Source organism: Aquimarina sp. U1-2 (assembly GCF_017897595.1).
Taxonomy (GTDB): domain Bacteria; phylum Bacteroidota; class Bacteroidia; order Flavobacteriales; family Flavobacteriaceae; genus Aquimarina.
This window is the reverse complement of the sequence record NZ_JAGKIK010000021.1, coordinates 16,595-30,173: the sequence shown is the minus strand read 5'-3', so window position 1 is coordinate 30,173 and position 13,579 is coordinate 16,595. Positions and strand designations below refer to the sequence as shown.

Here is a 13,579-nt window from a genome sequence, read left to right as displayed (position 1 = left end):
TGTTTTATGAAGAAATACACTATATCGCTAGTCATTGTATTGCTCTTGATTTTTATGTTATTTACTACAAGAAAGGGTAATGTCGCGATAAATCAAATAAAAGGTCTAGCTACAAGTAAAATGGTACCGCCTACTCTTATTAATAAGAAGGGTGATTCTATTTTCACTAGAGTGCTAGTTCCAGAAGGATATAAAAGAGTTGTGTATCCAAAAGGTTCTCTTCAAGAATATTTACGTCATTACAAACTCAAACCCTATGGCAGTAAAATCATTAATTATGACGATTCAGAGTATTTTGCTCAACACTGGCACGAAGCAATTTTAGAAGTTCCAGTTCCAAAAAACGGACTACAGCAATGTGCTGATGCATTAATGAGAATACGATCAGAATATTTGTGGGATACCAACCGAAAAGATGAAATTGGATTCAATTTTACGTCTGGGCACTATTGCTCATGGAAAAAGTATGCAGAAGGATATCGCCCCAAAATTAAGGGGGATAAAGTTACTTTTTATAAAACTGCTACCCCAAATCGTTCAAAATCTAATTTTTACAAATACCTGAATTTAATTTATACCTATGCTGGTACGTTGTCCATGTATCATGAACTTGACAAAATACCTGTTTCAGAAATTAAAATAGGAGATATGTTAGTAAAACCTGGTTCTCCTGGCCATATAGAACTTATTGTAGATGAAATTATAAATGCCGATGGAGATAAAATGTATGTATTAGCACAAGGCAATACACCTGCGCAGAGTGTATGTTTACTTAAAAATCTTGAAGACTCTTCGATTTCTCCATGGTATCGGTTTCAAGAGGGAGCACCTGTGTATACTCCTAGTTATTATTTTGATGAGGCTAAATTTGTACGATTTAAATAATTCAAAATTCTGAATTCGTATTTCTAAATTTAGCGTAGTATCTTTGTAGTGCTATGACTAGAATTTTGACCAAACAAGAACTACATAACCTCGCGATGAATATCGTCGGTGAAGAACTGGAAAAAAAAGGTTTCGAATTTATTGCAGTTAACAGTACATTAGGAAAACACCCTCAATTCGTATGCGTTGATACATCTAATCAACGATATTTTGTACTAGTTAAAGCCATATCGTATCCCGATAATCCTCATAATTATGATGTGATATGGATGGAAACGTTCAAAAAACATGCAAGAGAACAAGAAGCAAAGGTTTTCTATGCTGGGGTGGGATTACAAAATGCAGAAAATCCAAATAAACCTGTACTTCTTAATAAAGATTACATATTAGAATATGCAGGATTGCAAACTATTGAAACGTATCTTAATTAGACATCATGATTCATAATTTACGTATTCTTATCTTGGTGGGTTGTCTTATATCTTGTAAAAAAGAACCCGAATTTCAACTCAGTTATGCTCGGGGAGAAGCTTTTGGCACAAGATATTCGGTACAATGTATAGGTCCTCAAAAAGTTGCGCTTTCAAAATCTTACGATAGCATTGTAGCTGTTATTAATGCATCTATGTCTACGTATATCGAGGATTCTGATATCTCTAGAATCAATCGTGGTGATACCACGGTTACTATTGATGATCATTTCAAAAAAGTATTCACCGCTTCTAAAAGGATATTCAAAGAGACTGAAGGTGCATTTGATCCTACTATTGGTATTTTGGTCAATGCTTGGGATTTTGGTCCTCAAGGTAAAATAATAGCTCTTGATAGTCTTAAAATTGATAGTTTATTACAATCGGTAGGTATGAAGAACGTAACTTTAGAAAAAGATAAAGTTGTTAAAACTCATGCGAATACATTTATTGATTTTAATGCACTTGCCAAAGGATATGCTGTTGATGTGTTTGCTAATTTTATTGAAGAACAAGGGTTTGCTCATTTTTTGGTTGAAATAGGTGGAGAGATACGAGGAAAAGGTTCTAATATCATAAAACAAAAACCGTGGCGAATTGGTGTTGAAGATCCTAATTTTGATAATTCACAATCCTATAGCAAAGTAATTTCTCTACAAAATGAAGCCATGGCAACTTCAGGAAGTTATCGAAAGTACAAAGTCGACGACAATGGAAGTCGTTACGCACATATAATTAATACGAAGACTGGTTATCCTCATAAATCAAACCTGTTAAGCGTATCTGTAATGGCTGCTACCTGTATGGAAGCTGATGCTTATGCTACAGCATTGATGTCTATGGGATTAGAGCGGTCAAAAGATTTTTTAAATACGCATCCTACTGTAAAAGCATATTTTATTTATGAAGATAAAAATAAAGAGTTGAAAACACTTACAATGAATGGTTTTCCTGAAGATAAAAACTCATAAAGATTTAGGTTTGTAGCAAACAGGTAGAATTTCTCCTGGCGCAAGACAATACTTGGTTACTTCTTTGGCTGTTAGCTTTTTGGTATAACTCACTTCTTGCACTGTAAACCCGATACTTCTTAATTTGTCAAAATAGTCTCTTCCATAAATTCGAACATGATCATATTGGCCAAATATTCGGGCACGTTCTTTGGCATCGGTAATACCATAATCTTCAAATGTAGTTTTTCTGTCTAATTGCTGTGGAATTTGAAGTATAGCCATACCACCAGGTTTTAGAACCCTAAATATTTCTTGCATTGCTTTAGTATCATCAGGTATATGCTCTAAAACATGATTACAAAATATAATATCATAGTCATCATTCTTAAACGGTAAATTACAAATATCAGCTTTTACATCGGCTAAGGGTGAATTTAGATCTGTGGTAGTGTACTCGAGATGTTCAAGCTTTCTAAATCTCTTGTAAAATGCCTGTTCGGGAGCAAAATGAAGCACTTTTGCCGGAGCAGAAAAAAAAGAAGTTTCATTTTTTAAATACAACCAAAGTAACCTGTGCCGTTCTAAGGATAATGTTGAAGGAGAAAGTACATTTTCTCTCTGATTTTCATAACCATAAGGTAGAAACTTTGAAAAGCTCTTTCCATCTATTGGGTCTGTATATGTGTTTCCTCGTAAAGCTAAAGAAATAAGAGGGGAAATGATATAACTCAGTCTAATGAGTATAGGCCTGGGAATTGTATTTAGTATGTGTTTGAAGAGTTTTTTCAAAGGCTTACCTATTTAATACTCGGTTTATGCTAAAGCATACACGATAAAAAAAATTCAAATAAAGTCTTGTCTAGAGTTAGTATGCTTAAACGGTGAGTACTTCTTTTCTAAATGCATCTTCTTCATTAGAAGTAATACCCAAGGCCTGATAAATATACTTGAAGGTTGAAAGAATTTCAGGCTTACCCTCTACAATGGCGACATCATGTTCAAAGTGTGCGCTGGGTTTACCATCAGCAGTTACGATAGTCCAACCATCTTCTAGTTGTTTGATGCGATGGGTTCCCATATTGATCATAGGTTCTATGGCGACAACCATACCTTCTACCAACTTTTTTCCGCGTCCTCGTCGGCCATAATTGGGCATTTCGGGGTCTTCGTGTAGCTTTTTCCCCAGACCATGACCTACAAGTTCTCGCACGACACCATACCCTTCAGCTTCTGTGTATTGTTGTATGGCATATCCAACATCACCTACACGATTTCCAATAGTTAATGCTGCAATACCTTTGTACAAAGATTCTTTGGTGATGGTAAGTAATTTCTCTATTTCTGGAGAAACCTCTCCTATGGTGAATGTATACGCATGATCTCCGTAAAAATCATTTTTTATAGCTCCACAATCAATAGCTACAATGTCACCTTCTTTTAAAGGCTTGTCAGTTGGCAACCCATGTACCACAGCTTCGTTAACACTAGTTAATAAAGTAGAGGGGCAGCCATAAAGACCTAAAAAACCAGGAACAGCGCCTAGATCACGAATAAATTCTTCTGCAATTTTGTCTAATGCTTTTGTAGTGACTCCTGGTTTGAGTTCAGAAGCTAACATTCCTAACGTTTTTGAAACCACCAAAGCGCTTTCTCGCATTAATTCTATTTCTTCACGTGTTTTTGTGATAATCATAAATAAATAATTGCATGTGAGTCGAGCGCAAATTTACGAAGAATATCAAGATATATAATTTAATCCTCGTAAGAATGTTTATAGGGTTGACCAGATACAATCGCAAGTATATCTTTTTCTAAAGTTTCTCTGGCAAACTCTACGTACCGACCAATTTCCTTTCCGTCCTTATGAAAAATGAAGGTAGGCACTCGTAGGATATTCAATCCTTCTTCTAAGCCATTAGGAGTATCTTTTTCTCTTGAAACGGTTATAAGTTCTAAGTTGTCATAATCGAAATCTGCCGCATCTAATAGTTTATAAAATGTAGGGGTTTCCCTTTTACTATCACTACACCAGGTACCCATAAAGGCTTTAATCGATATAGTACTGAGGTGTGGTGCTATTTTTGAAACGGTAGCGGTATCTATAGTATAATTCTTATAATTCTCATGAAACCAATGACCAAAAGGTTCCTGTTCTAGTGCTTTCCTATCTTGTTTGCCTATCAATATATCAGTTGTTATTGATGATGAAGCATCGGTATTTGGCAAAGGTTCATATGCTTCAGAAGTATAAGAAGACGTTTGGTCTTGTATTGGGGTTGTTGTGCTAATGCAAGCATTACACAGTAAAATGTAACCAAATAAAAGTAGTTGCTTCATGTATCGCTATTTTCTTTTTCAAGATACTGAAAAACTATAGGTATAGCAATACTTTCAAGATCAAAACAAAAAAATGTAAAAGTAGACGCAGCGTTATTGTAAATAAAGAGTTTATCTAGTGAAGTAATTTTAATTTTTAAAAAACATTATGAAACAACTAATTTTAAGTGCTTTCGTAGGTATTACAGTACTTAGCTGCTCAAACGATGATACGTCGAATACCACTATCCAAAACGATAATCAAAAAGCCTTCGAGACTTACATGACTGCAAGTACAGCTTTTCAATCGTTTGATCAACTTACTCTTGATGCATTTAATGATGTTAAAAACACGTCGAGAAGTAGCAAGCAAAATTGTGTAGCAATAGACGCTCTTTTAGCGTATCAAGACGCTCCTATTTTGGGCTTTGAAGCCTATGATTTTTATAGTGCACTCAGTTTAGATTTTGAGAAAGACGAGTGCCAATCTAATGAATGGCAAGGTAGGTTTGAGTTTTATATTGCCGGTTTAGGGACTACAAAACTTAGAGATTCTGCTGTATTCAAAAATGTTACTTATCAAAATGGTTATTCGTTTGATGGTTATAGATTATCTGTTCAAGATGAAGCGTTGAGTGATGAGGTAACTCAGGTATTCGATGTTACTATTGATGGAATATTAACAGCGCCAGACGGTACAGCGTTACGATATAAAACACAGAGAAATTTTGAATTCGAAAATCGTTTTACACCACAAGAGACTATAGGTCTTATCGAATCTTCTTCTCTTGAAGATTTACAAAACTTAAGACTTATAGAAACTACATCTGTAGAAAATTCTGTTGTAAAGTACGATGCTACATGTTTTAATGGATTAGAGTTTTTGAGATATCCTATAGCAGGTATTCAGAATTTCACAAGTAATTTCGGAGTTAACTTCAGTATTAATTATGGCGACGGATCTTGTGATCGCGAAGTAGTTTTAACGGGAGAGGACGGAAACCAACTGGTTTTTGATCTATAAACTAGTATATCAAAAATGAATTCGGTATAAGAATGTATCTAAATTTTCTTATGTTGAATTGATAATAATGAGATTACCTAAAGAATACATGTGATTCATAATAAGGAAATAGATATCAGAATACATGGTTTTTACCTTATGATTACTCGTATTCTTTATGTAATTTCATTTTACAATAGTATAACTTTTATTACTTATTGAGCAGTAGAATCTTACTGTTTGCGAGAAATCTGGCTACCCTTCATTAACATAGCGCTCTACAATAGTATGTGTAACTAACCCAAAAAAGTTGTCCTGCCTCTCGATAACCAACGTATTTTCTGTAAGTTCAATAATTTTATAGCTACGAATTATATTTATAAAATTTTGTTGTAATTCTGTAATAATAGTTTCATCTGCATTAAAAGTCCATGATCCTGCAAATGTTTGAACATCTGTATCTTCACATCGCGTTGCACCTTCGTCGAATACTAAGTCACCATTAAAGAAATAAATTTTTTGAGCATCACGTTCACATGGAAGCATATCTGCGTACCAATCGGTAATCACAGGTCCGTTAGCCACACGTGCCCTAGCAGGAGTAATAGTTTGTGCCGCTAATACCCAAATTTTTCCTACTAAAAGCGTTTGCCTGGTTACTGGTAAATTTTCATTTGTATTTTCTCCCGAATCCTCAGCGCATGAAAATAACATACAGAGAACAAGCACATAAATAATTGGGATGGAGCTTTTTTTCATCATGTATACATTAAGCGCTAATTTGGTTTTTCTATTTCTTTTAAATGGATAAGTAAATAGCTGAACGTTTACTAATTAAAGACAGCTGCAAATGAACTGACGCTGTCTAAAAATCGTAATCTCGAGAGAAGCTAAAGCATCTTTCAAAATTAAAATTTTTCGTAATGATTATTGTCACTACTTTCTTGGTCATCTTCATTAGGCATTACTTGCATACCTATTTCGTCAAAAATAAGAATATTTCTTGATAATTGAGATGTATTTCTAAATCAGTAGAATATGAGATAAAACAGCCATCTTATTTTAGTAATTGTTCTGAAGCAAGATTTTTATACGTTTACACATTAATTATTAAAAAAAGAAATAATTTAAAACGAATATCCGTAATTTAACCTAAACGGTTTGCGTCAAGCTGAACTCGTTTCAGCTTCTCATCTCAATTTACTGAAGATAAACTTAATGAGATCCTGATATGAATTCAGGATGACTTCTCAGTTAAATTTTAGGTATAATAACGGGCAATCAATAATTTAAAAATTAAGAAAAACATATAACCGTTACACGCTCACATATATAAAAAAATTGGAGCAAAAATAATACCCATACCTGCTTGAATTCTATGTTGGGAAATAGGAGCATTTGCATCATAAAGCGAAAACAGTTGGTAGCTTACCTCTGGCCCAATACTAATTTTCCATCGTCGGGACCATTTGGTGATAATTTTGAAAGAAAGAAAAGCAGATACATTCCATTTTCTGATTTTGGTAGCATCAGCCTCGATCAAATTAAAGTTTTGATCAAAATAAGGTGAAAGATCTGGGTTGTTGGTACTATTTGAATTAAGATTGGTAAAAAATTGATCCTGATATACTCTGTAGGTTGGTGATACATTACTATATAACAATCTATGTATTTGTATTCCAGGTTGGATGAGGTAATTAAAATTCTTTTTCTGACCTTTAAACCCTAGCGATAGCGGTAACTCGGCAAAAACAAAATCTTCATCATAGGGTGAGTTTTGAGTAAGTAGCGTATTGGGAAACACAGTATTGATTAAATAGTTGGTATGGACTCCAGTTTTTCTAAAATAAGTAAGATGTAGTCCTATTCCGGTAATTGTAGATTCACCTTCAGCATAAATAGTATTGCCCAGAGTTACAGATATATCAGGTATCGTGTTTTGATTAAATTCCCTGTTTCCTGAAGAGGAAGAAAATGTCCAAAAAACCGATGCTACAGAAGCATAAAACCCATAGGCAATGTCAACATTCTTTAAGGAGAATTTTGGTAATTTAATCTTGTTACGCTTTCGTTTTTTCTTTATTATTTTTAAGGAATCAATAACTTTTACTTCTAAGGAGTCTACGCGCATTGAATCTAACTGAGTAGGGTAAGAAAATTCGTCAGAGGGCCTTTTGTAGAGGGCGATGAGTTTTTTAAGTACTATATCTAAATTAACTCGTATTCCATTTTTGTTTGATCCCATGTAGTACTCTGAAATAGGAGCTAAATACAAGTACGTTGATGAAGTACTATTTTTAATGTTTTCGATGAATTGAATATCTTCCTTTTTAACCAATATGATTTGATCATCAAATCCAATATAATCCACAAGCGTATTCTCAAAAATAAGATCTAGGGCTCGAAATAATTCTTCGTTTTTTATAGCAATTGAAACTCTTTTTTTTAGTGGAATTTCACTATCAATATACGAAAAACTAAAGGCATTATCTTCCTCCAATGTTGCGAGTATCGTTTCTATCGTTTGATTTTTACTGTTTATAGTAACTTGGGAGGTCAATACATCTTTAGGTTGTTTTGTAGTCGACTCCTGACTTTTTACAGATAAGGTGCCGAAAAGAAATATACACAGTAAAGAAAAAATTCTGTATTTCAAATTGATGAATTCAAACGGATTAACGAAAACAATTGTTTTGTCCAACTATAACAAAGGTATCATTTTTCTTTTGTAACACAGTTCCCAGGGTCATATTGACAATTTGTAAAATTTTTTCTGGTGAATTTTTTTTAAATGTTCCGGTGTAACTGCATTGTAACAATAGAGAATCTTGTACCGTTACATGTATATCAAAGTTTTTTCTCAGGTCTTGAATAAGAGTACGAATAGTACTGTTTTTGTAGCTTAAAGTACCTGTTTTCCATGCAAATTGATTAGGAGATGTTTTTAAAAGAGTTAATCCGTCACTATGCATACTATAGCTTTGGCCAGGTACCATTTGTTTAGACCTTCCTGTTTTTAAATGTGATATGGTTACAGATCCTTCGATAAGCGTGATTTTGTCTTCATTTTTTTCTGAGGACATGATAAAAGATGTACCTGTAACCCGTATATTGCTATGACGACCTTTTACTATAAAGGGTCGATTTGTATCTTTTGCAACGTTAAAAAATGCGCTCCCGTTTAAATTTACGATTCGGTCACCTTGTTCTGTGTTCAAAAACTTGATTTGACTAAGCGGTCGCAGAGTAAGCATACTTTTATCATTTAATTTTATAGTTCTCGATTGTTTTTGTGAAGTGAAGGTTTTAGGTGTTGAACGGTTAGCCAATTTGGTATATTTCTTTTTTTCTTGATCACTTTTGGCAACAGTAGCATCCTCTGTAGTAGTCAAAACGTTTTTATGATCTTGATGATCACCTAGTGCTGGTATCGGTTTTTGAAGGATTGTATCCTCATTCTGTAGAGTCTCAGTATTTGTTATTTGTATTTTCGTACGATTGGCTTTCTTTTGCGGCAATGTAAGTAAAGCCCCAAGACCAAAAACTACTATTATGGCGGCAGCGGCACCGTACCAAATTCTATAATTAAACCTAGGCTTATTTCTTTCTACTTTATCGTAGATAGTATCAAACATTGGTTTAGAAGGTTCTATGGTATCATTTCTAAAACGCTCATGCAAAACCTTTTTTATTATGTCTTCATCCTGTTTCATGCTATGATTAACATTAATACGTGATATTGTGTTCTATAATACGTTCTAATAATTTTTTCTTGGCTCTGGTGTAATTAGATCGAGAGGTACTTTCTTTTATGTTCAGCATATGACCAATTTCTTTATGAGAATATCCTTCAATAGCATACAAGTTAAGCACATATCTATATTGTTCTGGCAAATCTGTTATCAATACTCTTAGTTTTTCTATAGAGAGCTCTTTCAAAAGCGCATCGGTTTCACTTGGGTCTACGGAGTGTATTTCATCCTGACTTTCAAAATTTTCATGATCTAGATAAATCGTTTTTTTTGTTTTTTTCCAATGATCAATGGCACAATTGGTAACAATACGTTCTATCCAACTCCCCAATACCCCGGTGTGATTATACCGGTGAATATTCTTAAAAACCTTGATGAATGCCTCTTGAACAATATCTTCTGCATCAGTTTGATGCTTACAATACCGCATACTTATAGCTATCATTCTAGAAACATACATGGTATAAAGCTTTTCCATAGCAGTACGGTCATGAGCTTTACATGCGCTCACTAACTTTGCCTGTTCTTCGGTATTCATAAAATAGATAGCACTTTCTTATAAAATAACTAGAATTTTCGAATTCGCTGCGTAAGATTTGGTAAAAATACTAAATGCATGTTTAGAATGATGAAAATAGTCGCTATAGACGTTATGTTTCAATTTTTTTGTCTTTATGACGCAGCGTTTTTTACATAGATGGGTTTAATAACTGATTAATTATTTTAAAACGAAAAAAGAATGAAACTCAATTTTGTTAGTTATTTAGTACTGTTTTTTTTAATGCTTGGTGCGATCGGATGTGAGTCTGAAGATTCTGAGAACGTTGACCAAGATAGGATTTATGCAGCTTACGAATTATTCTATGATGAAACAGAGAACGTAACCTATGCTAAGACTACATTTAGTTTTGGTAATTTAACAGGAACTCGTTTAGAATTGTCTGAGGGTGCTAGTATTATTTTTAATGATACCGCAATTCCATTTAATAACGTGGGTGGGTTCTACGAACTCAAATTAGCAGGCTTAGTGAATAGTGGTACTTTTTTATACACAGACCTAGATGGTGAAGTATTTTCAAACTTGATTACTTTAAGAGCGGTCAATTTTCCTGAAAATATACCAACCATTCTTGATCGATCTCAATCGTATGAACTTATTTGGCAAGGAGCATCGGTAGCAGAAGGTGCATCTAGTGTAGTAGCTACTGTAGTGCCAAATAATATACAACAAACAAAAGTTTTCACCCAATCTAATGAGGATGCTACATCTGTTGTTTTAGGCTCTGGAGTATTGCAGGACATAGATCCACAGCCAGGAACTCTTATATTAGAAAGGTTCGATATTACAGAAGCTACTGAAACTACTAGTGCCGGAGGATTAATTACCGGAAGATATAGACCTACAGTACTCTCGATTAACATTGAATAATGTAGCTAAGAACATTGACTATTGTTTTATGTTGGTTTAGCTTTATATAACTTTTAAAAAACATCCTATGCGATCAAGTTTCTTTTTAGTTTTCGCAATACTATTTTTGTGGCCCCCGATAATATATGCTCAAGAAAGTCTAAAGTTGGGAATACGGGGTGGATTCAACCTTAGTAATCAACGAATCGATACTGAATTTTTTAATATTGAAGACGATACTGAGGCCAAATCAGGATTACAGATCGGAGTAGTACTCTATGCACCTTTTAAAAACTCTAATTTCGGAATTCAACCTTCTTTAATGTTTAAAGGTAAAGGGTATCGATTTGATGAAAATATACTACTAGTTGATGTAGAAGTAACCTCAAGTCCACTGTATCTTCATGCCCCTGTTCCAATAGTTTATAATTTTAATATAGGAAAAACCAGTTTGTTTGCAGGTGCAGGGCCCTATGTAAGCTACGGTATAGGAGGTGAGATTGACACTACCGGTGATGTAGGAGCTATAGATTTTTTTACTGATAGTGATATCGAATGGGGAAATGAACAATTTGAAGATACCTACAGGCCATTCGATTGGGGAGCCGTTTTTACAGTAGGTGTACGAATTTCTCCTGCCTGGCAAGTAGATATATCCTATGAAGCTGGACTACAAAATATCGTACCCGAAGGTGATGATGATACTAGTATTAAGAACAGGTCACTGGGCTGCAGCCTGGTGTACTTCTTTTCAAATTAGTGACAATTTATTGAATATCTTAAACACACATGGTAAGTTGTTATCATTAATTTGATAATTGAAATAAGCCAGTGTTGAGCTTGTTTTAGTATTCAGTACACATAGGTTTTTGGTTCTTATTATAAATTACCCATTGTGCATTCTGAAAGAAATAGTAAAGAAAAGCGTCAATTCATGTGATTTTTTGTAATAACCTCTCGACTCCGCTCGAGATGACATGAAGAAAAATTAGCCTGCCCTCAACTTGATTGGGGTATCGAAAATAGCTTTTTGTATCCAAAATCCTACGTTATCCTGAGCTTATCGAAGGGCTCTATACACTTCTTCCTTCGTTCGAAACACTAGGATCTAGTAGTATCGCAACAAAACTTCCAAAATGGAAAACAAAAGAAGGAGAATACTAACAATAATTAGGATTTAAGTAAAGAGTGTCTCGTCATCACCTCTGGTTTTTTGAGATCCATCAAATCTAATATCGTAGGAGCAATGTCTCCTAGCACACCGTCATTAATTTCAATACTATCTTTATCTATTAAAATCAAAGGAACTGGATTGGTCGTATGTGCAGTGTGTGGGCTACCGTCTGGATTAAGCATTGTTTCACAATTGCCATGATCTGCAATTAGCAGTGTCGTATACCCATGATCTAGTGCGGTTTCTATGACATCTTGTACGCATTGATCAACAGCTTCACATGCTTTTATTGCAGCTTCCATTACTCCTGTATGGCCTACCATGTCTCCATTGGCAAAGTTAAGGCATATAAAGTCTGTTTCAGCTTTTTCTAGTTCTGTAAGTAAAGCGTCTCGAAGCTCAAAAGCGCTCATTTCTGGTTTTAAGTCGTAGGTTGCGACTTTGGGTGAGTTTTTTAGAATTCGAGTCTCTCCTTCAAAAGGTGCTTCCCTTCCTCCAGAGAAAAAGAAGGTAACATGAGGATATTTCTCAGTTTCTGCAATACGAATTTGCTTTTTTCCAGCATCAGATAGTACTTCGCCAAGTGTTTTGGTGATATTTTCTTTGTTATAAATTACCTGAATATTGTCGAAGGTATCATCATAATTTGTCATAGTAATATAATGCAAGGGTAATTTGTGTGTGTCATATTCAGGCATATCTCTTTGAGACAGCATCTCGGTTAGCTCTCTGCCTCGATCTGTTCTAAAGTTGAAGAAAATGACAACATCATCTTTTTTGATAGTTGCTATAGGGTCATCACCTTTAGTAATTACAATAGGATCTATAAATTCGTCGGTAATATCTTTTGCGTAACTTGATTCAATACTCTTCAAAGCATCATTAGATCGTTCACCCTTACCATGAACAATGAGATCATATGCTTTTTTAACACGCTCCCATCGCTTATCTCTATCCATCGCATAGTATCGACCAATAACAGAAGCTAATTTACCAGTAGATGTAGCCATATACTCTTGAATGTCTTTTATATGCTTTTTCCCGGATTTTGGAGCGACATCACGACCATCGGTAAAGGCATGAAGAAAAACATTAGTAAGATCGAATTTAGCAGCGGTATCTAATAGTTCTTTGATATGATTGCTATGTGAATGTACACCACCATCGCTAACCAAACCTAAAAGATGCACATTTTTATCATGTTTTCTGGCATATTGAAAGGCATTCACAAGCACCGTTTCATCTTTGAGGGTATGCTGTGCTACAGCCATATTAATTTTTGCAAGATCCTGGTACACGATTCTTCCGGCACCCAAATTCATATGACCTACTTCACTATTGCCCATTTGTCCTTCGGGTAAACCCACATGAAGTCCATCAGTTCTTAGAGATGCATAAGGATACCTTTTATAAAGGCTATCAATATAAGGTGTTTTTGCTTGGTCAATAGCAGAAACTTTTGGATCGGGGGAGGTACCCCACCCATCTAAAATCATCAAAATTACTTTTTTGCTCATGATTGTCTAACAATTAAATTTATGGTTGGCTATTGTTTTTGTGAATGCTTAGAAAAGGTCAAGCTGTAAATTTACGATTTCACTAGTAAGCGAGCAAAATA

At 34.6% G+C, this 13,579-nt stretch carries 14 protein-coding genes; 6 read left to right on the top strand and 8 right to left on the bottom strand.

Going from position 1 to position 13,579, the window contains the following annotated elements:
- Positions 1 to 6 precede the first annotated feature (6 nt).
- The 3 genes from J8281_RS17850 to J8281_RS17840 all read left to right on the top strand — a co-directional run bounded on the left by J8281_RS17850 (position 7) and on the right by J8281_RS17840 (position 2,326).
- Entirely contained in the window at positions 7 to 885 is an 879-nt protein-coding gene (locus J8281_RS17850) for a DUF4846 domain-containing protein (RefSeq protein WP_210199025.1), read from the top strand.
- Positions 886 to 980: 95 nt separating this feature from the next.
- Entirely contained in the window at positions 981 to 1,316 is a 336-nt protein-coding gene (locus J8281_RS17845) for a Na(+)-translocating NADH-quinone reductase subunit F (RefSeq protein WP_246849157.1), read from the top strand.
- Between the two features lie 5 nt (positions 1,317 to 1,321).
- On the top strand, positions 1,322 to 2,326 hold the full coding sequence (locus J8281_RS17840; RefSeq protein WP_210199023.1) for an FAD:protein FMN transferase: 1,005 nt from the start codon (positions 1,322 to 1,324) through the stop codon (positions 2,324 to 2,326).
- Here J8281_RS17840 and J8281_RS17835 read toward each other — a convergent pair.
- The 3 genes from J8281_RS17835 to J8281_RS17825 all read right to left on the bottom strand — a co-directional run bounded on the left by J8281_RS17835 (position 2,321) and on the right by J8281_RS17825 (position 4,645).
- On the bottom strand, positions 2,321 to 3,097 hold the full coding sequence (locus J8281_RS17835; RefSeq protein WP_210199022.1) for a class I SAM-dependent methyltransferase: 777 nt from the start codon (positions 3,095 to 3,097) through the stop codon (positions 2,321 to 2,323). The genes J8281_RS17840 and J8281_RS17835 overlap by 6 nt on opposite strands.
- Before the next feature lie 85 nt (positions 3,098 to 3,182).
- Positions 3,183 to 4,001, bottom strand: coding sequence for a type I methionyl aminopeptidase (gene map, locus J8281_RS17830; protein ID WP_210199021.1), 819 nt, complete (start codon positions 3,999 to 4,001; stop codon positions 3,183 to 3,185).
- A 59-nt stretch (positions 4,002 to 4,060) separates the two neighbouring features.
- Positions 4,061 to 4,645, bottom strand: coding sequence for a thioredoxin family protein (locus J8281_RS17825; protein ID WP_210199020.1), 585 nt, complete (start codon positions 4,643 to 4,645; stop codon positions 4,061 to 4,063).
- Positions 4,646 to 4,793: 148 nt separating this feature from the next.
- Here J8281_RS17825 and J8281_RS17820 point away from each other — a divergent pair, with 148 nt between their 5' ends.
- Positions 4,794 to 5,648, top strand: a complete 855-nt coding sequence (locus J8281_RS17820; RefSeq protein ID WP_210199019.1) for a hypothetical protein — start codon at positions 4,794 to 4,796, stop codon at positions 5,646 to 5,648.
- A gap of 234 nt (positions 5,649 to 5,882) precedes the next feature.
- Here J8281_RS17820 and J8281_RS17815 read toward each other — a convergent pair whose 3' ends face one another.
- The 4 genes from J8281_RS17815 to J8281_RS17800 form a co-directional block, all read right to left on the bottom strand.
- Positions 5,883 to 6,389, bottom strand: coding sequence for a hypothetical protein (locus J8281_RS17815; protein ID WP_210199018.1), 507 nt, complete (start codon positions 6,387 to 6,389; stop codon positions 5,883 to 5,885).
- Between the two features lie 562 nt (positions 6,390 to 6,951).
- A complete protein-coding gene (locus J8281_RS17810) occupies positions 6,952 to 8,283 on the bottom strand; it encodes an STN domain-containing protein (RefSeq protein WP_210199017.1) in 1,332 nt (443 codons plus the stop codon).
- A 19-nt stretch (positions 8,284 to 8,302) separates the two neighbouring features.
- A complete protein-coding gene (locus J8281_RS17805; RefSeq protein ID WP_210199016.1) occupies positions 8,303 to 9,340 on the bottom strand; it encodes a FecR family protein in 1,038 nt (345 codons plus the stop codon).
- A 13-nt stretch (positions 9,341 to 9,353) separates the two neighbouring features.
- On the bottom strand, positions 9,354 to 9,917 hold the full coding sequence (locus J8281_RS17800) for an RNA polymerase sigma factor (protein ID WP_210199015.1): 564 nt from the start codon (positions 9,915 to 9,917) through the stop codon (positions 9,354 to 9,356).
- A gap of 201 nt (positions 9,918 to 10,118) precedes the next feature.
- Between J8281_RS17800 and J8281_RS17795 the strand changes: the two genes are divergently transcribed.
- Positions 10,119 to 10,808, top strand: coding sequence for a hypothetical protein (locus J8281_RS17795; RefSeq protein ID WP_210199014.1), 690 nt, complete (start codon positions 10,119 to 10,121; stop codon positions 10,806 to 10,808).
- Positions 10,809 to 10,875: 67 nt separating this feature from the next.
- A complete protein-coding gene (locus tag J8281_RS17790; RefSeq protein WP_210199013.1) occupies positions 10,876 to 11,547 on the top strand; it encodes a porin family protein in 672 nt (223 codons plus the stop codon).
- Positions 11,548 to 11,957: 410 nt separating this feature from the next.
- Here the strand turns inward: J8281_RS17790 and gpmI are convergent, their stop codons facing one another.
- Positions 11,958 to 13,478 (bottom strand): 2,3-bisphosphoglycerate-independent phosphoglycerate mutase, encoded by a 1,521-nt coding sequence (gene gpmI, locus J8281_RS17785; protein WP_210199012.1) that lies wholly within the window; start codon positions 13,476 to 13,478, stop codon positions 11,958 to 11,960.
- Positions 13,479 to 13,579: the final 101 nt, after the last annotated feature.

Coding starts and splice junctions, on each gene's coding strand:
- J8281_RS17795 (WP_210199014.1), top strand. CDS start 10,119: ATGAAACTCAATTTTGTTAGTTATTTAGTACTGTTTTTTTTAATGCTT.
- J8281_RS17820 (WP_210199019.1), top strand. CDS start 4,794: ATGAAACAACTAATTTTAAGTGCTTTCGTAGGTATTACAGTACTTAGC.
- J8281_RS17805 (WP_210199016.1), bottom strand. CDS start 9,340: ATGAAACAGGATGAAGACATAATAAAAAAGGTTTTGCATGAGCGTTTT.
- gpmI (WP_210199012.1), bottom strand. CDS start 13,478: ATGAGCAAAAAAGTAATTTTGATGATTTTAGATGGGTGGGGTACCTCC.
- map (WP_210199021.1), bottom strand. CDS start 4,001: ATGATTATCACAAAAACACGTGAAGAAATAGAATTAATGCGAGAAAGC.
- J8281_RS17825 (WP_210199020.1), bottom strand. CDS start 4,645: ATGAAGCAACTACTTTTATTTGGTTACATTTTACTGTGTAATGCTTGC.
- J8281_RS17790 (WP_210199013.1), top strand. CDS start 10,876: ATGCGATCAAGTTTCTTTTTAGTTTTCGCAATACTATTTTTGTGGCCC.
- J8281_RS17845 (WP_246849157.1), top strand. CDS start 981: ATGAATATCGTCGGTGAAGAACTGGAAAAAAAAGGTTTCGAATTTATT.
- J8281_RS17840 (WP_210199023.1), top strand. CDS start 1,322: ATGATTCATAATTTACGTATTCTTATCTTGGTGGGTTGTCTTATATCT.
- J8281_RS17815 (WP_210199018.1), bottom strand. CDS start 6,389: ATGATGAAAAAAAGCTCCATCCCAATTATTTATGTGCTTGTTCTCTGT.
- J8281_RS17800 (WP_210199015.1), bottom strand. CDS start 9,917: ATGAATACCGAAGAACAGGCAAAGTTAGTGAGCGCATGTAAAGCTCAT.
- J8281_RS17850 (WP_210199025.1), top strand. CDS start 7: ATGAAGAAATACACTATATCGCTAGTCATTGTATTGCTCTTGATTTTT.